A 21,509-nucleotide genomic window follows, 5' to 3' on the forward strand; every position below is an offset into this window, starting at 1 on the left:
CATGACGAACGAACAGTCGGGGGTTAAAAAAACACAGGCAAGAGCAGAGCAGGCCCTGAGGGAACTGATGTTATCAGGGGAGCGTATCAGCCAGTATGCTGTGGAAAAACGAGCGGGGCTGGCAAACGGCACCCTGAATTATAACTGTCCTGAGTACAGGCAGGTCAGGGAGGCTATCCGCAGTCTGAAAAAAACGTGCCAGGGCACCGCGCCGGTTGATGAGCAGGGCATTGAGCAGCAGATCAAGCTGAAAGAAAAGTATCGCCGTCAGAGAAATGAGCTGAGGGAAGAAATCAAAAAGATGATGGCTGAAAATGTAGAGCTGTTACATAACCTTATACTTTTACAGCAGTATGTCAGGGAGCTTGAACGCAACACCGGGAGGGAGAAAGGGGACGTCATTCCGTTCTCGGGTGGTGTCAGGGACTGAGGCTATACTGAACGGAAGGACGCGAGGTGAATCGCCACAGGTTTAACAGACACCTCAGAGTCATTTAAGATGACTTAAAGAGAGGTGCCCATGAGCGGTAAGCGTTATCCTGAAGAGTTTAAAATTGAAGCAGTCAAACAGGTTGTTGATCGCGGTTATTCTGTTGCCAGCGTTGCAACGCGTCTCGATATCACCACCCACAGCCTTTACGCCTGGATAAAGAACTACGGTCCGGATTCTTCCACTAATAAAGAACAGTCAGATGCTCAGGCCGAGATCCGCCGTCTTCAGAAAGAGCTGAAGCGGGTTACCGACGAACGGGACATATTAAAAAAAGCCGCGGCGTACTTCGCAAAGCTGTCCGACTGAGGTACGCCTTTATTCGTGACAACACCTATTGCTGGCCTGTTCGCCTGCTCTGTCGGGTGCTGGATGAACATCCCAGTGGTTTTTACGCCTGGCTTCAGCAGCCGCATTCACAACGCCATCAGGCAGACCTGAGACTGACAGGACAGATTAAACAGTTCTGGCTGGAATCGGGATGCGTCTATGGTTATCGCAAAATCCATCTGGATCTGCGGGACAGCGGGCAACAGTGCGGAGTGAACAGAGTCTGGCGACTGATGAAACGTGTCGGGATAAAGGCTCAGGTCGGATACCGGAGCCCGAGGGCATGTAAAGGCGAGGCCAGTATCGTGTCGCCCAACAAGCTCCAGCGACAGTTCAATCCGGATGCTCCGGATGAGCGTTGGGTAATCACAGCGTGGTTTCCTCAAACCCTCGCTGTGAATTAACTGAAATACTTCATTGAAGCTGTAACCAAACAGTTAACTGAAAGAATGAGCCCGCAGAGCATTGCACAGCGATGACACCATTTGTTGAGCTTCACCGTTTTCGCATACAACCGTCCGGAATTTGGAAAAGCACTGTCTTTTTGTACTGACCGATCATGATTAAGTGACACCTCTTCGAAAAAGAGAGCGCGATGAGCGATTAATATATGGCTCGAAAGACAATTATGTTGGGCTTTTATGACCGCTGTCAGAGGTATTATCTTACCCGGACGGCAACAGGGTCGGAATGTCATCAGCGGCACTGTAACAAGCTATCCGCCATCTTAAATATCTGCAGGTCCTTGCACCGAGTATGCACACCAACCGACAGAGTGATTTGACCCAAACTGGTGGATATTTTGCAAAACTATTAGCCTCTTATGACCGGTCTGCAGCCTGATATTGAGGAATTAGTGCGCTTTCATGGAATGCCTGCCGGGATCGCAAGTACGAACCCCCGGTACTGTTACACTGAATGTGCTCAGTCCTGTATCAGATTGTATTTTTCAGCAACTCAAGAACAACCCTTATTTTATCATTGTCACGTTTGTAGTACGTCCAGGGACCGATGCGCTGAGAAGTAACAAGTTGTGCCCGTTGAAGAGCTGAGAGGTAAAGAGAAACGGTAGACTGTGAGAGCCCGACCTTTTCCTGAATGATACTGACACACACACCGAACTCGTCCGCATCAGCATAAGGCTGATGGAAGTGTATTTTCGGTTCCTTGAGCATATGCAGAATTTTTCTTCTAACAGGGTTTCCCAGCGCCTTAATCACGTCATTCAAATCAATATCAGGCATAAACTCTGTCACTTGTCGCATTGAGGAATTGCAATGTTACGATACTTCTCTACGTTAAGCATCAGCTTTTGAAAAGCTGATGCTCATAAGAATGGTTAGCCAAAGGCGGGATAATCTGTGTAGCCTTTTGCCGTTCCACCATACATGGTTGTTGGATCGACCGGATTCAGTGGCCATTCATGATAAAGGCGCTGCGGTAAATCCGGATTAGCTATGAACGGGCGGCCAAATCCGATAATGTCTCCCCAGCCAGCACCGATAATCCGTTCGGCTTTTTCTTGCGTATATCGCCCGGCATACATAATTACACCGCTGAATAACTTACGGACTTCAGCTCTGAATGCTTCAGGCAATTCGGGAGCATCATCCCAGTCGGCTTCAGCAAGAGAAATATAGGCTATTCCGATTTCTTCAAGAATTTTAACGGCTTCGGTATAGGTTTCATGGGGATCATCTTCCACCAGGCCAAGATAGACCCTTACTTCATCCGTGGTCTGAAAGAGCGGAGCAAAACGGACTCCCACACGGTCTTTACCGACCACATCAGCGACAGCCTGCGTCACTTCGCGCAGAAACCGCAGCCGGTTATGTAATGAGCCACCATATTCATCCTCTCTTTTGTTGCTATGGGATGACATGAACTGGTTAACCAGGTATCCATTTGCACAGTGAATTTCCACACCGTCAAAACCGGCATCAAGGGCGTTCTGAGCTGCCCCGGCGTACATCCTGACAATCTCACTAATTTCCTCTTTTTCCAGTGCGCGGGGGCAGGAAGCGGTAGCCAGCGCACCCTCTCCCGGCCCGGTTTCGATGAATACCTTAACGTTTTCCCCTGCCGGTATCGCCGACGGAGCGACAGGCGAGGCGTTACATGGCTGCAGGGAGTTATGGGATACTCTTCCGACATGCCAGAGCTGGGCAAAAATGATGCCTTCTTTTTCATGCACTGCCCGCGTCACTTTCTTCCAGCCTTCCACTTGCCGTGAGCTGTAGATCCCCGGGGTCCACGCATAACCCTGCCCACGAGGTTCGATTTGTGTTCCTTCGGTCACCATAAACCCGGCACTGCTGCGCTGTGCGTAATATTCAGCCATCAGTTCGTTCGGAATATCACCCGGTTGTGAGCTCCGTGAGCGGGTTAAAGGCGGAAGTACAACACGATTCTTCAGGGTGTAGGGACCTAGTCTGGTGGGAGAGAACAGGTTTTTCGTCTTCATTACATATCCTGATATAGCGAATTTTCAATATCACTGAAACGCCATGTCTCAGCATTTACGACCTGGCATGTCGTCGTTCGGCCGATGTAGCCGCAGAACCACGACACTTTATTCCACATATTGAGATTTACCAATATCTAGATTTATAAAAATTATGATCGGATGAGCGGAACGGGGGGGTTGCCTGATGGCTCACAGAATCGGCATCATGAACCTAAATGGTTCTGATAATGTTATCGGAGATCCTGAACGGGAACGGTATGCGTCACGATTTTAATGACTATGTTGCATTCATGGCAGTAGCACAGGAGTGCAGTTTTTCACGGGCTGCTGTCCGCCTCGGGATCTCGGCATCCACGCTTTCACACACGATACGTCGTCTCGAGGAGCGCGTTGGCATGCCGTTACTTATGCGTACAACCAGGCGGGTGGCTGTCACCGAAGCCGGTAAACAATTATTACTGACGCTTGAACCCGGTCTTGCGCGCATTGAAGCGGGCGTGACAGCTCTTCAGAGACTGCGCCATACACCGGCTGGGCTGGTCAGACTTACGGTATCAGATCACATGATTCATGAATGTCTCTGGCCACGATTATCACCGTTACTAAAAAAATATTCGGATATCAAGGTGGAAATGTCGCAGCAGAACGGTTTTGTCGACATTGTTGAGGGCAATTTTGATGCCGGAGTCCGAATTGGTGATGACATATTAAAGGATATGGTGGCCGTCCGAATCGCACCGGACATACGGTTTGTCGTCATTGGATCGTCCACCTATCTTGCAGAAAGAGGTCTGCCGCTACATCCCTCTCAGCTGGAAAAACATGACTGCATCAATATACGTCTGTCACCCACAGGCCCGCTGTATGGCTGGGAATTTGTCAGGCAGGGGGAGATTGTGAAAAAAGTGGACGGGCAGCTTACTTTTTCAAGCATTTATCCAATGCTTCAGGCAGTAAAAGATGGCTACGGCCTGGCCTACCTGCCGGAGTCTTCTGCCCTGGCGGGGATTGAGGCGGGACACTATTGTCGGGTGCTTGAGGACTGGTCAGAGGCTTTTCCCGCCGACATGATAATTCCAATAATGTCCATTACAGGCTCCGGTAAAGATAATACCGACACCTTACATGAGAAAGGCAAAAGCAATATAACCTGCTGTGCTCCGGATTTTAAGAATGAGCGGTTTACGTAGCAGGATGAGCAGTTCGAACCAGAAATTTCGTTACTATTGCTAAAGTAAAACCTGATGACCTCTAATCGTAACGGAGACCAATATGACTTCACAACTGAACTGGCAGGCCCCGGCTATCAATCGCAAAAAAGTAGGTGACATGACTGTGACCATGCTGAGTGATGGCTATCTGGACGTATCTTTTGAGCTGCTGTCTGGTATTGACGGCTCACGTGCCGAGGATTTACTGCAGAAGCGCGGTGTGCCAGCAGTACCCCGTATTAATATCAACGTCTACGTTATCCAGACGCCTGAGCGAACCATCCTGATTGACAGTGGTGCCGGAGGTATCAATGGCTGGGGCGGTCGGCTTCAGGTAGCCCTGGCCGCGGCAGGCATTGACCCGCTTCAGATTGATACCCTTCTCCTGACTCACGCGCATCCTGACCATATCGGCGGGCTTGCAGGCCCCCTGCAGACTCCCGTTTTCCGCAATGTTCAGCAGTTGTTTGTGCATGAGAAAGAACTCGCTTTCTGGCGTGATGAAACCATTTCCGCTGGCGCGCCTGACGCATTCAAGCCGTTCTTTGAAGTAGCAAGGAACGCCTTCAGCGCTTATGACGACAAACTGGTGCCATTCCGCGAGGAAGCGATTTTACCAGGTATTCAGACTGTACCGCTGTTCGGCCATACACCAGGACATACCGGTTATCTGCTGGGTGATGAAAAAGAGTCGCTGCTCATCTGGGGTGATATTGTTCACTTCCCGCACATTCAGGTTGCTCAGCCTGACGTTACTATCGCGTTCGACAGCGATCCTGCGGCGGCGGCGGCCATCCGTAGCAAAGTGCTTGACCGCGCAGCGAGCGATAACCTGGCTGTCAGTGGTATGCACTTCAACCTGCCTACTACCGGTAAGGTTATCCGTGAAGGTAACAGCTTCGCACTGAATTACGACCTGTGGTCACCCGCAGTCTGATCACCTTCCTTCCCGGTGCACACAATAGTGACCGGGAAGATCCCCTTTCATATCGCCCGACAAGAACCCACCTGCAATACTATGAATATCACTGCCTCACAAAAAAATGGCTCATTACTCTTGCGCCCTGGCTTTTTGTATTCCTCTGGAGTCAGGGTTTGTCGCAGCCAAATTTACCGTGCAGTACAGCGCGCCGTTTCATCTTTTATTCCTGCGTGGCGCATTTTCCTGTCTGGTCCTTCTGCTGCTTACACTGGGGTTCAGGGCCCGTTTTCCGTCCGGCAGAGGAATGGTTCGCAACCTGATTGTCGGACTTTTCCTGCAGAGCTTCTTTCTGGGCGGATGCTTTTATGCCATCCATCGTGGCATGCCGTCAGGCATTGTGGCGCTCATCACCGGCCTGCAGCCGGTACTGACTGCAATACTGGTTTCACTCATGCACCGTCAGTCCCTGCATCCCCGGAAATGGCTGGGTATTGCGATTGGCTTTGCGGGCGTTTTCCTGGTGCTCTCGCCAGGCCAGCATAGTTTTGCACTGGATCCTGTGGCTTTTGGGTCGGTCATGCTGGGGTTATTTGGCGTAACGATCGGAGCGCTTTATCAGCGCCGTGCTCAGGGAGATGGACATATCTTTGCGAACACGTTTTTACAGTACGTCACTTTGACAATATCGATGGGTGCAATTAGCCTGATGTTCGAATCTGCTCCGACGCAGTGGAGCTTATCATTTGCGCTGGGTCTGGGCTGGCTGGTTATTGGCGTATCGGTTCTGGCGATTATGTTGCTGATTTTTATGATACGAAGCGGTGAAGCAACCAAAGTCGCTACTTACTTTTACCTGGTTCCCATTCTCACGGCAGCTGAAGCGTGGTTGCTGTTTGGAGAGGCCATTACATTGCCCATGCTTGTGGGTATGGCAATAACTATAATCGGCCTGATTTTTGTCATCCGGGAATAGACAACCGCACGCGTCGCTGTATGCTTTTGTATATGGCGACGTATAATAGCGGTCAAAGTCAAATTCCGGATGAATATGCAAACAGTCAGCTTTTCCGATTCTCCCGTTGATGATCTCCTCGCTGAGCTTCTTACCCTGGCACGCTCCCGTTTTCCACTTCCCTGCGATTGCCTTCGCGCAGAACAGACGCATCAGGTAAAGAAGTTCGAGGTGGAAGGTGCGACCCTTTCCTTCCCGCTGGAAGGAGAATTCCGGTATCGTGAAAATGAGAAATGGCACCGGGTGATCCCGGGCGAGATTATGGTCGTCCCGAATGCCCGTAGCATCGATATAGAATATGCCCCTTCAGAACAAAGTGGTGAGTTTGTTGCCCTGAGCGTGGTGCTCGCGGAGGAACAGCTTGAAGCAGCCAGGCTGTTACTTGCCGCACCACCACCACAGGACACCGGCAGCATCGCAGCCATTTCCGTATCAGCTCTTCTTTCACCCCTTAACCGCTGGACAGCCGCAATGCGGGAAGGGAAGCGTCCGCTTTCCCTGCACGCCATGGTTGAAGTGGTGCTCTGGCTTTATGGCATGGGATACCATGCTTTGCTGCGAGCCCGGCAGCCAAGTCTGGCCATGAAAATCCGTCAGATGGTAGCGGACAAACCGGCTCATCCCTGGAGTGCTGCTGAAATTGAAGATCTGACGGGACTCAGTGGCCCCACGCTTCGGCGCCACCTGGCCAGTGAGTCAACCAGCTTACGCTCAGTTATCGCCGATGCACGTATCGCGGAGGCTCTCCGCCTGCTGATGACATCGACGCTGCCGGTAAAAACGGTCGCGGGGCGGGTGGGTTACAATTCACTATCGAGCTTCAGCAAGCAGTTTTCTGAACGCTATGGAATCGAACCTTCAGGGTTCCGCTGACTTCAGTTCGTTCAAGGTACACATTGCGTCCCTCGCACTTCAGTAACTTGCGTGGATCTTTCGAATATAACGGAAGATATTGGCCGGCATTGCGTGTAACCGGTTCAGGAGTTCTCATCGTGACGGGAGAGCTAAATCGGTACGGCTGTTGTTCTCAGCTATAAGAACAACTGAGTATCTGACCAGCTGTCTGGTGCTGGCAGCAGCATGCAGTGCAATCGGTCAGGCTCAAAGGAACTGACCTGATGTCAGGTTATAATTTCGGACACATCATAACCCCAGAAGGAGACAACTGTGGTTCATGTTTTCATTATCGGTGGTGCAGGCAAAATCGGCCAGCGTCTGTGCAGGATCCTTTCAGGTAGGGGGCATGCTGTTCGTGCCCTCTACCGTAAGCCAGAGCAGCAGGCATTGCTAGGCGAGCTGGGTGCTGAGCCCGTCAGTGGGAGCCTGACAGAGCTGGATGCAGCTGCGCTGGCGATGCACTTTGCAGGTAGTGATACAGTGGTGTTTACTGCCGGTGCCGGCGGTAAGGGGGGACAGGAGATGACCAATGCGGTCGACGGCGAAGGGCTGAAAAAGTCGGTAGCTGCCGCCCTCAGTGCCGGTGTGTCTCGCTTTCTGCTCGTTTCTGCATTCCCGGAGTCCGCACGGGGAGAAACCACTTCTGAATCATTCGAAAATTATATGCGTGTTAAAAAAATGGCCGATGTGGAACTAGCACAAAGCGAGCTTGACTGGGTGATCCTGCGCCCCGGCGCGCTGCAGGATAAGACTGGTACGGGTTATGTACGTGCCGGCCTGGCCATCCCGTATGGTAACGTGCCCCGTGATGACGTGGCGGCTACGCTGGCTGAACTCATTGAGCAACCTGCCGTCAGCCGCGTCATCATTGAGCTGACGTCTGGCGATGCTCCTGTCCGTGAAGCCATACAGAAGCTGGCGGGCCGATAAAAGGCAGCGCACGTACCAGCAGGCTGCAGGCCCCCAGGCGTTTACAATAAACTTTCCAGCCAGTCGGTAAACGCCCGTACTTTTCGGGAGAGATGGCGGTGCGGATACAGAAGTTACAGTTTGCGATTCGGGGACGTATTATCTGGCAGAACCTCTACCAACAGCCCGCGATCGAGATAAGGCTGCAAAAAAATATTCATGCCCTGTAGTATTCCCAGCCCCGCCAGGCCTGCTGCAATGTAGGCTTCTGAGTTATCCACGACAAGCCTGCCTGGAAGTTCAATTTCGGTGGAGCCCTCTGACGTCCCGAATGTCCAGGGCATAACTTGTCTGTTGCTGCTGTTAATCCAGTTGACGGCCTGATGCTGCTGCAACTCGTCCATTGTTTCCGGGGTGCCGTGTTGATCAAGATACGCAGGACTGGCGCAGGTCGTCATTTTAACGGTTCCCACCTCCTTTGCGATATAGTCGCCATCGTCCAGCTCCCCCACCCTCAGTATGCAGTCCAGGCCATCATGCAGCATATTCCGTCGGCGGTCTGAGCTGCTCAGGATAATTTCAATTCCGGGATGCTGGCGATAAAAATCAGGCAGGTTGGGTATAACAAGTAAAGCCGCAAACGCGACAGGCATATCTATGAGCGAATAGCGGGCGTCAAAATGATAGCGACAGGAAAGTTCTGCCATATTAAACATAACAACCCTTGGGCGCACCGCCGCAGGCGCCCTCAGCACGTTTCTGCGGCCTCCCGCCTGTTTCCGGCACCTTTCAAACGCCCCTGATGATTTCTGCGCGTCTGCATGGCTATGCAGTGAGATCTGCTCTCCACCGATTAGTGCATGCAGATTTTGGAAACGTCCAATTCTGGCACGAAGCGGTCACCCCGGCGGGGTGCAGTCCGCTGTCAGCGAAAACGGACATTGAGCCAATCAAATAATCTGTGCCAGAATTTGTCATTGAGGCTAGTACTTTCGAGTAGATCTATTTCCCGCCCGTACTCTTAAACTCATCTATCTCATCCTTCTACGACTTATTACCGGGAATATAAAACCCCGCCGAAGCGGGTTTGGTAATTTGAGTTTTTCTCAGGCGGCCATCTTTCTGCATTGTTCGGCGCAGTGATGACAAGCGCTTGAGCAATCCTGACAATGGTCATGTTCATGCTTTCCACACTCGTCACCGCACTTCTGACAAACATCAGCGCAAAGACGGCAAAGATCCTGGGCAGACCCGCTATTTAGTGTCATGAATTGAGCTGCAAGACGGCAGATATTTGCACACTGCATATCCAGTTTTATGCACTCGCGCATCATCTCCAGATTCTCTTCGTCGAGACACGAAGCCGCACAGTTATCACATGCCGTTGCACATAGATAACAGGCTTCGATGCATTTTTTGTATTCGTCTAACATAATTTCTCCTTAGCTAAGGTTACGTATTAAGCATGGAAGAGATAACTGATTATTCAAATTTTGAATTAGTTAATTACCTTTTCAGCATTTCATATCATTGATTCAAAGTGCATCTCTAGGGTTACCTAATTCACCTATGTCTACTTCTGGCACAATGCAGAAATGAGATAGATTTACTTTATCCGCTTCTCGCTCAAAGCTGTCCGTAATCCCTTGCCTGCTTAAAAAAACCGGATTAACGTGTGATGTTTTTACGTTTTCCAGGCAGCCTTCATCGGTAAGTACCTGTCTTACAGACTTCAATGCACTTAGTTAAGAAACATCCTAATCGTCCTTTCGCCGATCGCGAGATCTGTTATGGCAGCTAAACTCGATTGATACCCCAATCCGCGGGGCAGCATTTCCTTTCCGCACGCAAGAAGGAGAAGATCATGAAAGCAGTAATTTACAACGGTCCTTATGATGTAAAAGTAAAAGACGTACCGGATGCGAAAATTGTCCGCCCCACGGATGTACTCGTCCGCATCACCACCACCAACATTTGTGGGTCGGACTTGCACATGTATGAGGGCCGGACCAGCTTTGAACAGGGACGGATTCTGGGTCACGAAAACCTGGGTGAAGTGGTCGAAATTGGCTCAGGCGTTGAACGTATTAAGGTGGGCGACTATGTTTGTCTGCCGTTTAACGTGGGATGTGGTTTTTGCGAAAACTGTGAAAAAGGTCTGACCGGCTTTTGTCTCACTACCAATCCGGGTACGGCAGGCGCAGCTTATGGTTTTGCTGAAATGGGTCCCTGGGAGGGAGGTCAGGCGGAACTTCTTCGGGTGCCATTTGCCGACTTTAACTGCCTTGTTCTTCCCCCTGATGCGGCAGAAAAAGAAGATGATTATGTGATGCTCTCTGACATTTTTCCTACCGGCTGGCATGCAACAGAACTTGCCGGATTGAAGCCTGGTGAAAGCGTGGCCATTTATGGCGCGGGGCCGGTCGGTTTGATGGCAGCTCATTCGGCGATCATTAAAGGTGCTTCACAGGTGTTTGTGGTTGATACGCACACAGACCGGTTGGCTCTGGCTGAAAAAATGGGGGCGACGGGCATCAATGCTACTGGCGATGAAGCTGTACAAAAAATTCTCGACCTGACGGATGGACGCGGTACGGATTGTGGCTGCGAATGTGTTGGCTATCAGTGCTGTAACAAACATGGCCATGAAGATAACTCTGTTACCATGAACAGTCTTGTTGCGTCGACGAAAGCAACCGGGGGAATTGGTGTGGTTGGCGTCTTTATTCCTCAGGATCCGGGGGCTGAATCGGAGCTTGCCAGAGAGGGTAAGATGCCATTTGATTTTGGGAGTTTCTGGTTTAAAGGACAGGCAATCCGTACCGGCCAGGCGAACGTTAAGGCCTATAACCGTCAGCTGTCTCGCCTCATCCATCACGATAAAGCCAGTCCGGGCAAAATAATTTCTCATCGTCTTTCGCTTGAAGAGGCTCCTGCCGGATATAAGCACTTCGATGAGCGGGATGAAGGATGGACGAAGGTTATCCTTAAGCCTTAAATAGAGTTATCCGGTATGAGAAAGCAAAAACCGGGAAAGAATGTATGACTTTTGACAGGGTGCAATAAAATATCCTGTCAGGGCGTTATTATTCATACTTTCAGCTGCCAGGCGCTTCCATATCCAGACTTGTTCCCTGATTTTGCCGACGAGATAGCAAAATTAATACATTCAGGAGGAGGCATCTGCGGTTGATCTGTTCCGTATTTATTAACGCCCTGTGCTGTAAGTATTGTCTGCCTCTACCACATAGCAGACATGTGCGCAGGAACGGTCCGCTATGAGCGAAAAGCGGACTTCCGGTCCTTGCGCAAACTCCCGTTCCGAGAAGTTGCAGTTCACAAATCACCTGTTAAAGAAGGTATGGTAGCCCACAGCATTAATTTTGCTTCCATCTTCAGTCAGACTGGCCGGTACCGGCTTCCGATAAGTTTCGTCGGCTGAGGCCCGCTAAAGTAGAGAGGTCAAAAAATAACCTTGACGTACAATAATTTTCGATATCCAAACTGACCCCTAATTAGGTGGACACCTGATGACTGACTTAAAATTTCTATCACGCCAGCGTTACACATCCGCAGTCGCATCTTGCGGGGTTCAGCGGGGTGTTGCAGGCGGACGTGCACGTGCGGACGCCCTCTGACACCACGACCGAAGCGCTGTGCCGTATCGGCGAGCTGTATGGCATCGAGGCGGGCATCCGGGGCAAAAGCGCGGCGGAACGGCTGGCCATTCGGCAGGAAAAAGCGGTACCGCTGCTGACCGCGCTGGAGGGCTGGCTGCGTGAAAAGCAGAAAACGCTGTCACGGCACTCGGAGCTGTCGAAGGCGTTCGCGTACGCGCTGAACCAGTGGGATGCGCTGAAATTATACCTGCGGGAGATTACTGATACAGAACACGCCGGGAATGTGCCGCCATTGACGCAATGACGACACAGCCCTTTTTAACCGTTCCGTGAGAGTTCCCTGGCAATATACTGTGCGGTACGGCTTTCTTTGACCTGCGATACCTGTTCGGGAGTTCCTGCGGCAACCAGGCGTCCTCCCTCATGTCCCGCTCCAGGACCGATGTCGATAACCTGGTCTGCCTGAGTAACCGCCCGCATATCGTGTTCAATCATTATCACCGTATTTTCTGCATCAACAAGCCGCTGCAGCTGCACAAGGAGGCGGTCGGCGTCTGAAGCATGCAGGCCGGTTGTCGGTTCATCTAGGATATACAACGTGTGGCCACGTTGGCTACGTTGTAGTTCGGTTGCCAGCTTGATCCTTTGCGCCTCCCCTCCGGATAACTCGGTTGCTGGTTGTCCCAGACGCAGGTAGCCCAGACCAATTTCACTCAGCAGACGGAGGGGACGAGCCACTGGTTCTTCAGTCGCAAAGAACTGACTGGCTTCATCCACCGTCATATGCAGGACCTCCGCGATATTTTTGTCCTGCCAGCAGATCCTGAGAGTATCCCGGTTATACCGCGCGCCATGGCAGGTCGGGCACGGTGCATACACGCTCGGCATAAACAACAGCTCCACGCTGACGAATCCTTCACCTTCACAGGTTGCACAGCGGCCTTTTGCCACATTGAAAGAGAATTGACCCGCATCGTAATGATGGAGTTTGGCGTCAGTCGTTCCGGCAAAGAGCTTACGAACAGGATCAAACAACCCGGTATATGTCGCCAGGTTTGAACGGGGGGTCCTGCCTATCGGTTTCTGGTCAACCTGAACCAGACGCTTTACCAGTCCGGTATCACCGGTCAGGGTACCGTACGTTTTCTCCGTTACGGATGGCCCCTCAGCGTCGCTGGCTTCGGAAAGCACGTCTTCTGGCTCACCGCCAAGTGAAGAAAGCACCAGTTCCGGTAAGGCCTGGGCAATCAGACTGGATTTACCGGAGCCAGAGACTCCCGTCACGGCTGTCAGCACACCCAGAGGAATATCAACATCGATCCACTTAAGATTGTGGCGATGGATCCCCTGCAGTTTCAGCCACCCGGATGGGATACGGGCAAAAGATTGTGGTGGCCGGACTTCATCAAATAAATAACGCGCGGTACGAGATTGGGTGACGGCTTTCAGATCTTCAGGAATACCACTGTAGAGAACATGTCCTCCCTGTTCACCAGCCGACGGTCCCACATCAACAAGCCATTGCGCCCGTCGCATCAGGTTAAGATCATGTTCAACGACAAACACCGAGTTGCCGGCATCACGAAGGTTCTCAAGCGCATCGTAAAGCGCTTTACTGTCTGAGGGGTGCAGACCCGCAGACGGTTCATCAAGAACATAGACCACACCAAACAGCATCGAACTGAGTTGCGTGGCAAGACGCAGTCGCTGAAGCTCTCCTGCAGATAGAGTTGGGGTTGCTCTGTCCAGCGTAAGATAACCCAGCCCCAGCTTCTGCAACTGATACAACCGGGCCATGACACCACCGGTCAGCCGTTGTGCCGCCAGTCGTTTCTCTTCCGATAACGCCGATGTCCGGCAGACATCGGCGTTATCGGAATGGACCGCTTTTCCGGATGCAGCACGCTCTGTCAGATCCCGACGGGTGATATCCCTGTCGGCATCTGCGCCGGCGTGGTGGGCACTGAAATCCCCCCGGGAGATTGGAAGGAGCAATTCCGCCAGCTGGTCTAAGGGCATCTGCATAAATTCACCAATGTCCACACCGGCAAAGGTGACGGACAATGATTCTGACTTCAGTCTTTTCCCGTGACAGACCGGACACAGCTTGCCTTCCATAAAACGGGAGACTCGTTTTCTCATCAACGCGCTTTGCGTGCTGGCGAAGGTATGTAGCACATAACGACGTGCCCCGGTGAAGGTCCCCATATAACCCGGCGTCATTTTTTTCCTGACGGCTTCGCGCGTATCTTCCGGACTCAGTCCCGGGAAAACCGGTACAGTGGGGGTGTCTTCGGTAAAAAGGATCCACTGACGGTCTTCCGCTGGCAGATTTTTCCAGGGAGTGTCGATGTCATACCCCAGCGTCACCAGAATATCCCGCAGATTCTGTCCGTGCCAGGCCGGGGGCCAGGAAGCAATAGCCTTTTCACGGATACTAAGTGAGGGATCGGGCACCATCAGTGTTTCAGTTACCTCATAGATATGGCCCAGACCATGGCAAGAAGGGCATGCCCCCTGCGGCGTGTTGGGAGAAAAATCCTCGGCATACAGCATCGGTTGTCCGGCAGGATAAGCGCCCGCCCGTGAGTACATCATTCGCACCAGACTGGATAAGGTGGTCACGCTGCCGACAGAGGAGCGCGCGTTACTGGCACCGCGTTGTTGCTGAAGCGCAACGGCTGGCGGCAGTCCGTCAATGGCATCCACATCCGGAACCCCGACCTGATCAATGAGGCGACGAGCGTAGGGGGCAACCGATTCAAAGTAGCGCCGTTGCGCCTCAGCATAAATGGTGCCAAAGGCCAGTGAAGACTTACCCGAGCCTGACACACCCGAAAAAACAACCAATGCGTTGCGCGGAATGGAAACATCCACCTCTTTAAGGTTGTTCTCGCGAGCACCGCGAATCACAACTGAATTGTTGTCGTCAGTCAGGATGGGATGATAACCGAAAAGTTTCTTTGCCATAGAATTTCCTGTGCTAGGTGTGTCCGCTCTTAATAAGGCCACCTCTTGTGACGGTATCTGGTGTGCCGGACCGCTCGATCAGAAAGCCCGTCGAAAAAAGCGTTTGTGTGACTGGAAACAGATTGCTGAAGCTGGGCCCGGTGGTACCATGTGGGACACCGCTGAAGTTTCAGCGGTACCCTGCGGATCCGCCTTCTGTATGAGAACTGGCTGGCGGCGTACCCGGGACCGGAGATTTGGCTCCCGTGATAATGCGGGCTCCCCGGTACGCGACGCTGTGGTTCCAGACCCAGCTGATGGCGACACTCAGGCGGTTTCGGGTACCAATTAAAAAATACAGATGAATAATGCACGTGATTTCATATGTCATTTCCTTTCATTACAGTTTTAGACCCCATCAGACATCTGCCTGGCAGAGTTAACGGAGATAGGAGCGGACTATCGAAATGGTGTCGTCGATTGACCTCTTCTGCGACTCATTTCGTTTGCCCGTATCGGGGAATTCCTCCCGAAGATAGCTTTCCAGAACAACCGCCATCAGGTCGTTAACGGCTCCCTGGACTGACCCCGCCCCGGTAGACGATCCTGCCCTATAGTTTGAGTATAGGAGGAGCGTATGGGCACACCACGATTTACACCTGAATTTAAGGAAGAAGCCGTCCGTCAGATAACGGAACGCGGTTATTCCGTCGCCTAAGTATCTGAGCGTCTGGGCGTCTCTGCACACCGCCTCTACAAGTGGCTACGGGCTATCAAACCTGATAACAGCGAGCAGCATGCCCGGGATTTACTGGAAGCTAAAAGCGAGATCCTGAAACTCCGGGCGCAGCTAAAACGCACCGAAGAAGAACGGGATATCCTGAAAAAGGCCGCGCGGTACTTTGCAAAGGAGCCCGACTGAAGTACCGCTTTATCAATGAGCACCGAACTGTATGGGGTGTGATGACGATGTGTCGGGTACTGAATGTCGCCCGGGCCGGGTTCTATGCGTGGCTGCATAACCCTGTCTCGGCGCGTGATAAAGATAACCAGCGCCTGCTGATGCTTATCCGCGACTCATATTCCCTGAGCGGAGGCGTATACGGTTACCGGCGGGTTCATGGCGATCTGAACGAAATCGGGGAAACCTGTGGTAGAAACCGGGTGGGTCGGATCATGCAACTGGACCGGATTAAAGCTGTGCGCGGCTATAAAGCGCCACGTCGTATCGCTGGCAGGCCTTCAGTCGTTGCTCCTAATCTCGTGCAGCGGCAGTTCACCGTTGTCCGGGCCACCCAGGTCTGGGTCACCGATATTACTTATAGTGTGCCCGGAGTTCAGGGCGGGCATGGATGCTTAAATGAACCGCGAGTCTGTCTGGAATATTGAACCGGTAACTCACGATGAGAAACCCAACAATCCCACCGGGTGTGACGGTGGAGAACCTGAGCGGCAGTGACCTGCGGCATGCCCGCAGGGTGATGTAACCCGCTGACAACGGGGATTGAGGCGAGATCACTAAGCCGAGATGATCCTCAAGGTTAAGTACTGAAAGGCTGAAGAACATGAACCCGTTAATCCGCCTCTGTGGGTTGAAAACGTCACCACGGCCTACGTGATCTGACAGGCCGTGCAGGAGGAACTGGCAGTGATACGTAAGCACTGCCGGTCGAAGGTGTTTTGACATGTATGCGAAACACCGGGGCAGCAGCGTCTATCACGCTTGCGATGCTGACTTCTGCCAACTTGCGGCAAGCAAGGATAAAGAGTGCGACGGGCAGCCTCCTCAGTATGCCTGAGTCCAGGCAGGTAAACCGGGGAAGGTCAGCGACGGATGTTAAGGGGGCATGGCTCCGATGACGCGCTGGCTGGCGGAGCTTCCGTAGTAGTCCGCGATGGGGAAAGCCCATTACATGGCGAAGGGAAGCAGTTTGAATGTGTTTGCGACGTGAATTAACTGACCTAACGAGGTGAAGACCTTTGATAATCAGCGAAATGCAACGCAAGCTTGCCACATGGGCAGCCACCGATCCGTCCCTACGGATTCAACGGCTGCTGCGTCTGATAACACAACCAGAATGGCTGGCTGAAGCGGCGCGGATCACGCTTTCATCAAAGGGGGCCCATACCCCCGGCGTTGATGGCGTGAACAAAACAATGCTACAGGCCAGACTGGCTGTTGAGCTGCAAATCCTCAGGGATGAATTACTCTCAGGCCACTACCAGCCCTTGCCCGCCAGACGGGTTTACATCCCTAAAAGCAACGGCAAACTGCGACCACTGGGTATCCCCGCGTTGCGGGATCGTATTGTTCAGCGGGCCATGCTGATGGCGATGGAGCCGATATGGGAGAGTGATTTTCATACGCTCTCATATGGCTTCCGGCCTGAGCGCAGTGTCCACCACGCGATCCGCACGGTGAAATTACAGCTCACAGACTGTGGTGAAACCCGGGGACGCTGGGTGATTGAAGGCGACCTGTCCAGTTACTTCGACACCGTACATCATCGACTGCTGATGAAGGCTGTACGCCGCAGGATCAGTGACGCACGTTTCATGACTCTGCTGTGGAAAACCATCAAGGCGGGACATATCGATGTCGGTCTCTTTCGGGCGGCCAGTGAAGGTGTACCACAGGGCGGTGTTATATCGCCGCTATTATCGAACATCATGCTGAATGAGTTCGATCAATACCTGCATGAGCGCTACCTGAGCGGGAAAGCCAGAAAAGATCGGTGGTACTGGAATAACAGTATCCAACGGGGCCGAAGTACGGCGGTCAGAGAAAACTGGCAGTGGAAACCCGCGGTGGCGTACTGCCGCTATGCCGATGATTTTGTCCTCATCGTCAAAGGCACCAAAGCACAGGCGGAAGCCATCAGGGAGGAGTGTCGGGGTGTGCTCGAAGGCAGTCTGAAACTCAGGCTGAACATGGATAAGACTAAAATCACCCATGTTAATGACGGCTTTATCTTTCTGGGGCACAGGATCATTCGCAAACGCAGTCGTTATGGCGAGATGCGAGTGGTCTCAACGATCCCGCAGGAGAAAGCCAGAAACTTCGCCGCATCGCTGACAGCACTGTTATCAGGCAACTACAGTGAAAGCAAAGTCGATATGGCTGAACAACTCAACCGAAAACTGAAAGGCTGGGCCATGTTCTATCAGTTCGTTGATTTTAAGGCCAAAGTCTTCAGTTATATCGACCGTGTCGTGTTCTGGAAGCTGGCTCACTGGCTGGCCCGCAAATACCGTACAGGTATCGCTTCCCTGATGAGGTGGTGGTGTAAATCACCGAAACCGGGTCAGAGCAAAACGTGGGTTTTATTTGGTAAAACCAATCACGGCAAGCTCAGCGGCGAAATACTGTACCGGTTGGTGGGGCAAGGCAAGAAGCTGTTCCGCTGGCGGCTACCCGAAGGTAATCCCTATCTGAGGACGGAGACCAGAAACACGTATACATCGCGCTTTACAGAAGTGGCAATGGCGTTCGCCAGCATTTAAATGGAGAGCCGGATGCGCTGAAAGGTGCACGTCCGGTTCGGGGAGGAGAGGCAGGGAAATAGTCCGACTACGCCCTGCCTCTTACTCTACTCCGCACCTGGCAGGGCTGGCTGTATCTGGCGGTGGTTATCGATCTCTTCGCCCGTAATGTGGTCGGCTGGTCGATGAAACCCACTCTCTCACGCGAACTGGCGCTCGACGCGCTGATGATGGCGGTCTGGCGCCGAAAACCAGACAGCGAGGTTATCGTACATAGCGATCAGGGCAGCCAGTACGGCAGTGACGACTGGCAGCGCTTCTACCGGGCCAATAACCTGGCGCCGAGCATGAGCCGGCGTGGCAACTGCTGGGATAATGCGGTGGCCGAATCGTTCTTCAGTTCGCTGAAAAAAGAACGGATCAGAAAACGCATATATAAAACCAGGGATCTGGCCCGGGCGGATCTTCGATTACATTGAAGTCTTCTATAACCGGTCCCGGCGCCACAGCCACCTCGGCGACGTCAGTCCGGAGGCCTTCGAACAGGCCTCGTCGTGAGGACAGGATTTGTCTACAGGCGTGGGGTCAGTCCAAACTATAGGGCAGGATCGTCTACCGGGGCGGGGTCAGTCCATCAACGGCTCGGAAGTGTCTAGATTATCCGTGGCGATTCAGTTACAGTACATCTCAGGTCTGCAGGGTTCAGGCCCTGTTCAGGCCTGAAAATTAAGCACATTTTCTGAGGCTGGAAATCAACTCATGCTGACAGCCTGAGCCTGTTGGCATGGTAAGCAATGTGCTCACCAATAAAGCTGGAAATGAAATAATAGCTGTGGTCGTATCCAGTATGATATCGGAACGACGCATTGAGGTTCATCTCATTGCATACTCTCTCAAGGATTTTGGTGCGCAGTTGCTCTTCATAAAAGGCGTCACTCAGCCCCTGATCAATGAAGATTTCTGGTAATTTTTCACCCTGTAAAATGAGGCTGACTGGATCGTAGGCTTCCCACGTTTTTCTGTTTTCACCCAGGTAAGCGCTAAATGCCTGTTGCCCCCATGGCACCTGAGAAGGCGATACTATCGGGGAAAATGCTGATACGCTCACATATTCACCAGGATTTCGCAGAGCCAGCACCAGAGCACCCAGCCCTCCCATAGAATGACCGGATATAGATTTTCTTGCCGTTGCAGGAAAATGATTCATGACGACATCCGGAAGCTCTCTGAGAATATAGTCATACATCCTGTAATGAACATTCCACGGCTGTTCCGTCGCGTTCAGATAAAAACCGGCCCCCTGGCCAAGATCGTAACTGTCGGCATCCGGGACATTATTACCCCGGGGACTGGTATCCGGGACAACAACGATGACGTTATGCCGGGCTGCATAATGCTGCATACCTGATTTGGTGATGAAATTCTGCTCAGTACAGGTCAGGCCCGACAACCAGTATAGTACCGGCAGTTTTTCTGTTACTGCTTTGGGAGGAAGATACACACCGAAATTCATTTCACAATTAAGGGATTGTGAATAATGCCGGTACACGTTTTGCCAGCCGCCAGAGCTGGCATGCTGCTCAATGAGTTCCATCAGCCGTTATCTCATGGTTATTTCCCCTGACCGAAGCCAGGGGAAGTATCTTTAAATCCGGACGTCAGATAAACGTATACGCCGTGATTTTGTTACCCGCCGGATCCCGCAGGTAGGCAGCATAGGCCCCGGGAAGGTGACCACGCGGGCCAGGTTGACCTTCATCAGCTCCACCGGCGGCAAGGCCGGCAGCATGGAAAGCATCAACCTCTTCCGGGGTGGCAGCAGCGAAGCCGACAGTCACCCCGTTAGCGGAAGGTGCTTCACCGTTGCCCGGACGGGCAATGATAAATGCCGGCTTTTCGCGGCCATAGAGTACCCAGCCGTTGCCAAACGGGCCGAGGTTATTGATACCAAGCGTGCCCAGGACGACATCGTAAAATGCGGAGGATTTCTCGACATCGGCTGCGCCAATGAACACATGAGAAAAGATGCCGTCACCAGAAATTACCGGAGTTGTCATTTTCCACTTCCTTCAGTTTGAGTTGATTAAAATTCTGATGGGATCAGTAATGAATCACTGTCCGGATAGATTTGCCTTCATGCATAAGCTCGAAGGCGTCATTGATTTCATCCAGTGTCATCGTATGGGTTACAAATGGCTCAAGGTCAATATCCCCCTTCATGGCATCCTCGACCATACCGGGGAGCTGAGTGCGGCCTTTTACTCCGCCAAACGCGGAACCTTTCCATACGCGCCCGGTGACCAGCTGGAAAGGACGGGTGGAAATCTCCTGTCCGGCCCCTGCGACACCAATGACAACGGACTGCCCCCACCCACGGTGAGCACTTTCCAGCGCTGCACGCATGACGTTAACGTTACCGATACATTCAAAGGTATGGTCAATACCCCACTTGTTGATATCCAGCAGAACATCTTTAATCGGTTTGTCATAATCATTCGGGTTAATGCAGTCAGTGGCCCCGAACTGACGGGCCAGGTCAAATTTTGTCGGATTAGTATCGATAGCGATAATACGTCCCGCTTTTGCCTGACGGGCCCCCTGTACCGCAGCCAGACCAATTGCCCCCAGACCAAAAATGGCAACTGAATCGCCCGGCTGCACTTTAGCCGTGTTATGGACGGCGCCAATACCGGTAGTCACGCCACAACCCAACAGGCAGACGTGTTCATGGTTCGCCTCCGGGTTAATTTTTGCCAGAGAAACCTCGGCCACAACGGTGTATTCACTGAATGTGGAACATCCCATGTAGTGGTAAAGAGGCTGACCGTTGTATGAAAAGCGAGTGGTCCCGTCAGGCATCAGTCCTTTGCCCTGAGTCTCGCGAACCGATACACAGAGGTTCGTTTTACCGGACTGGCAGAATTCACACTCCCCGCATTCAGCGGTGTAGAGCGGAATAACATGGTCACCCGGCTTCACACTGGTGACGCCTTCACCAACTTCAACGACGATACCGGCTCCCTCGTGGCCGAGAACCACCGGGAAAACGCCCTCAGGGTCATTCCCTGAGAGGGTAAAGGCATCGGTATGGCAGACACCTGTGTGGGTGTTTTTAATCAGCACCTCGCCTTTTTTAGGCGGAGCAACATCAATTTCAACAATCTCCAGGGGCTTCCCTGGTGCAAATGCAACAGCGGCACGTGATTTCATACGTAATAT

General features: G+C 52.3%; 15 protein-coding genes and 7 pseudogenes. 12 read left to right on the forward strand and 10 right to left on the reverse strand.

Annotated features, from left to right (window positions below):
* Nucleotide 1: 1 nt before the first annotated feature.
* Both C2U54_RS25695 and C2U54_RS25700 read left to right on the forward strand, forming a co-directional pair.
* Nucleotides 2-430 carry a hypothetical protein gene (locus C2U54_RS25695; RefSeq protein WP_017384060.1) on the forward strand — a complete coding sequence of 143 codons (429 nt, stop codon included), beginning with the start codon at nt 2-4 and terminating at the stop codon, nt 428-430.
* 90 nt (nt 431-520) lie between these two features.
* Nucleotides 521-1,209, forward strand: a pseudogene (locus tag C2U54_RS25700) (IS3 family transposase); the annotation flags it as partial.
* A 546-nt stretch (nt 1,210-1,755) separates the two neighbouring features.
* On the opposite strand, the gene C2U54_RS25705 reads toward C2U54_RS25700, so the two are convergent.
* The gene (locus tag C2U54_RS25705; protein ID WP_032415288.1) at nt 1,756-2,064 is read right to left on the reverse strand and encodes an ArsR/SmtB family transcription factor; all 309 of its coding nucleotides are present in this window, start codon (nt 2,062-2,064) and stop codon (nt 1,756-1,758) included.
* 95 nt (nt 2,065-2,159) lie between these two features.
* Nucleotides 2,160-3,284, reverse strand: a complete 1,125-nt coding sequence (locus C2U54_RS25710; protein ID WP_023279877.1) for an alkene reductase — start codon at nt 3,282-3,284, stop codon at nt 2,160-2,162.
* A 260-nt stretch (nt 3,285-3,544) separates the two neighbouring features.
* Here C2U54_RS25710 and C2U54_RS25715 point away from each other — a divergent pair, with 260 nt between their 5' ends.
* From C2U54_RS25715 to C2U54_RS25735, 5 genes are all read left to right on the forward strand, one after another.
* On the forward strand, nt 3,545-4,477 hold the full coding sequence (locus C2U54_RS25715) for a LysR family transcriptional regulator (RefSeq protein WP_158002126.1): 933 nt from the start codon (nt 3,545-3,547) through the stop codon (nt 4,475-4,477).
* 82 nt (nt 4,478-4,559) lie between these two features.
* A complete protein-coding gene (locus tag C2U54_RS25720; protein ID WP_017384065.1) occupies nt 4,560-5,435 on the forward strand; it encodes an MBL fold metallo-hydrolase in 876 nt (291 codons plus the stop codon).
* A gap of 106 nt (nt 5,436-5,541) precedes the next feature.
* Nucleotides 5,542-6,393, forward strand: coding sequence for a DMT family transporter (locus tag C2U54_RS25725; protein WP_023279882.1), 852 nt, complete (start codon nt 5,542-5,544; stop codon nt 6,391-6,393).
* A gap of 75 nt (nt 6,394-6,468) precedes the next feature.
* Entirely contained in the window at nt 6,469-7,305 is an 837-nt protein-coding gene (locus C2U54_RS25730) for a helix-turn-helix transcriptional regulator (RefSeq protein WP_023279881.1), read from the forward strand.
* A 294-nt stretch (nt 7,306-7,599) separates the two neighbouring features.
* Complete coding sequence (locus C2U54_RS25735; protein WP_007897903.1) at nt 7,600-8,259, forward strand: SDR family oxidoreductase; 660 nt, start codon at nt 7,600-7,602, stop codon at nt 8,257-8,259.
* Nucleotides 8,260-8,300: 41 nt separating this feature from the next.
* Here C2U54_RS25735 and C2U54_RS25740 read toward each other — a convergent pair.
* Together C2U54_RS25740 and C2U54_RS25750 are read right to left on the reverse strand one after the other, a co-directional pair.
* Nucleotides 8,301-8,897, reverse strand: a pseudogene (locus tag C2U54_RS25740) (LysR substrate-binding domain-containing protein); the annotation flags it as partial.
* Nucleotides 8,898-9,344: 447 nt separating this feature from the next.
* A complete protein-coding gene (locus C2U54_RS25750) occupies nt 9,345-9,671 on the reverse strand; it encodes a four-helix bundle copper-binding protein (protein WP_022649401.1) in 327 nt (108 codons plus the stop codon).
* A gap of 431 nt (nt 9,672-10,102) precedes the next feature.
* Between C2U54_RS25750 and C2U54_RS25755 the strand changes: the two genes are divergently transcribed.
* Both C2U54_RS25755 and C2U54_RS25760 read left to right on the forward strand, forming a co-directional pair.
* Nucleotides 10,103-11,236 (forward strand): glutathione-independent formaldehyde dehydrogenase, encoded by a 1,134-nt coding sequence (locus C2U54_RS25755; RefSeq protein WP_022651297.1) that lies wholly within the window; start codon nt 10,103-10,105, stop codon nt 11,234-11,236.
* A gap of 569 nt (nt 11,237-11,805) precedes the next feature.
* Nucleotides 11,806-12,105: pseudogene (locus C2U54_RS25760) on the forward strand (IS66 family transposase); the annotation flags it as partial.
* 71 nt (nt 12,106-12,176) lie between these two features.
* On the opposite strand, the gene C2U54_RS25765 reads toward C2U54_RS25760, so the two are convergent.
* The 3 genes and pseudogenes from C2U54_RS25765 to C2U54_RS28030 form a co-directional block, all read right to left on the reverse strand.
* On the reverse strand, nt 12,177-14,828 hold the full coding sequence (locus C2U54_RS25765; RefSeq protein ID WP_012561117.1) for an excinuclease ABC subunit UvrA: 2,652 nt from the start codon (nt 14,826-14,828) through the stop codon (nt 12,177-12,179).
* Between the two features lie 169 nt (nt 14,829-14,997).
* Nucleotides 14,998-15,177 (reverse strand): annotated as a pseudogene (locus C2U54_RS28170) (hypothetical protein); the annotation flags it as partial.
* Nucleotides 15,178-15,246: 69 nt separating this feature from the next.
* Nucleotides 15,247-15,393, reverse strand: a pseudogene (locus tag C2U54_RS28030) (regulator); the annotation flags it as partial.
* Between the two features lie 51 nt (nt 15,394-15,444).
* On the opposite strand from C2U54_RS28030, the pseudogene C2U54_RS25775 reads away from it, so the two are divergent.
* The 3 genes and pseudogenes from C2U54_RS25775 to C2U54_RS25790 form a co-directional block, all read left to right on the forward strand.
* Nucleotides 15,445-16,130: pseudogene (locus tag C2U54_RS25775) on the forward strand (IS3 family transposase); the annotation flags it as partial.
* Nucleotides 16,131-16,802: 672 nt separating this feature from the next.
* On the forward strand, nt 16,803-18,311 hold the full coding sequence (gene ltrA / locus C2U54_RS25785) for a group II intron reverse transcriptase/maturase (protein ID WP_001189111.1): 1,509 nt from the start codon (nt 16,803-16,805) through the stop codon (nt 18,309-18,311).
* Nucleotides 18,312-18,391: 80 nt separating this feature from the next.
* A pseudogene (locus C2U54_RS25790) lies at nt 18,392-18,848 on the forward strand (IS3 family transposase); the annotation flags it as partial.
* A 199-nt stretch (nt 18,849-19,047) separates the two neighbouring features.
* Here the strand turns inward: C2U54_RS25790 and fghA are convergent.
* The 3 genes from fghA to frmA form a co-directional block, all read right to left on the reverse strand.
* The gene (fghA, locus tag C2U54_RS25795; protein ID WP_012561110.1) at nt 19,048-19,884 is read right to left on the reverse strand and encodes an S-formylglutathione hydrolase; all 837 of its coding nucleotides are present in this window, start codon (nt 19,882-19,884) and stop codon (nt 19,048-19,050) included.
* Between the two features lie 64 nt (nt 19,885-19,948).
* On the reverse strand, nt 19,949-20,347 hold the full coding sequence (locus C2U54_RS25800; RefSeq protein ID WP_012561111.1) for a VOC family protein: 399 nt from the start codon (nt 20,345-20,347) through the stop codon (nt 19,949-19,951).
* 43 nt (nt 20,348-20,390) lie between these two features.
* On the reverse strand, nt 20,391-21,500 hold the full coding sequence (gene frmA, locus C2U54_RS25805; protein ID WP_017384070.1) for an S-(hydroxymethyl)glutathione dehydrogenase: 1,110 nt from the start codon (nt 21,498-21,500) through the stop codon (nt 20,391-20,393).
* Nucleotides 21,501-21,509: the final 9 nt, after the last annotated feature.

The sequence above is a fragment of the Leclercia sp. LSNIH1 genome (assembly GCF_002902985.1).
GTDB lineage: Bacteria > Pseudomonadota > Gammaproteobacteria > Enterobacterales > Enterobacteriaceae > Enterobacter.

Excerpts from the sequence above, each read along its gene's own strand:
- C2U54_RS25715 (WP_158002126.1), top strand. The coding sequence starts at position 3,545 with ATGCGTCACGATTTTAATGACTATGTTGCATTCATGGCAGTAGCACAG.
- fghA (WP_012561110.1), bottom strand. The coding sequence starts at position 19,884 with ATGGAACTCATTGAGCAGCATGCCAGCTCTGGCGGCTGGCAAAACGTG.
- C2U54_RS25755 (WP_022651297.1), top strand. The coding sequence starts at position 10,103 with ATGAAAGCAGTAATTTACAACGGTCCTTATGATGTAAAAGTAAAAGAC.
- frmA (WP_017384070.1), bottom strand. The coding sequence starts at position 21,500 with ATGAAATCACGTGCCGCTGTTGCATTTGCACCAGGGAAGCCCCTGGAG.
- C2U54_RS25730 (WP_023279881.1), top strand. The coding sequence starts at position 6,469 with ATGCAAACAGTCAGCTTTTCCGATTCTCCCGTTGATGATCTCCTCGCT.
- C2U54_RS25800 (WP_012561111.1), bottom strand. The coding sequence starts at position 20,347 with ATGACAACTCCGGTAATTTCTGGTGACGGCATCTTTTCTCATGTGTTC.
- C2U54_RS25705 (WP_032415288.1), bottom strand. The coding sequence starts at position 2,064 with ATGCCTGATATTGATTTGAATGACGTGATTAAGGCGCTGGGAAACCCT.
- C2U54_RS25765 (WP_012561117.1), bottom strand. The coding sequence starts at position 14,828 with ATGGCAAAGAAACTTTTCGGTTATCATCCCATCCTGACTGACGACAAC.
- C2U54_RS25695 (WP_017384060.1), top strand. The coding sequence starts at position 2 with ATGACGAACGAACAGTCGGGGGTTAAAAAAACACAGGCAAGAGCAGAG.
- C2U54_RS25710 (WP_023279877.1), bottom strand. The coding sequence starts at position 3,284 with ATGAAGACGAAAAACCTGTTCTCTCCCACCAGACTAGGTCCCTACACC.
- C2U54_RS25720 (WP_017384065.1), top strand. The coding sequence starts at position 4,560 with ATGACTTCACAACTGAACTGGCAGGCCCCGGCTATCAATCGCAAAAAA.
- C2U54_RS25750 (WP_022649401.1), bottom strand. The coding sequence starts at position 9,671 with ATGTTAGACGAATACAAAAAATGCATCGAAGCCTGTTATCTATGTGCA.
- ltrA (WP_001189111.1), top strand. The coding sequence starts at position 16,803 with ATGCAACGCAAGCTTGCCACATGGGCAGCCACCGATCCGTCCCTACGG.
- C2U54_RS25725 (WP_023279882.1), top strand. The coding sequence starts at position 5,542 with ATGGCTCATTACTCTTGCGCCCTGGCTTTTTGTATTCCTCTGGAGTCA.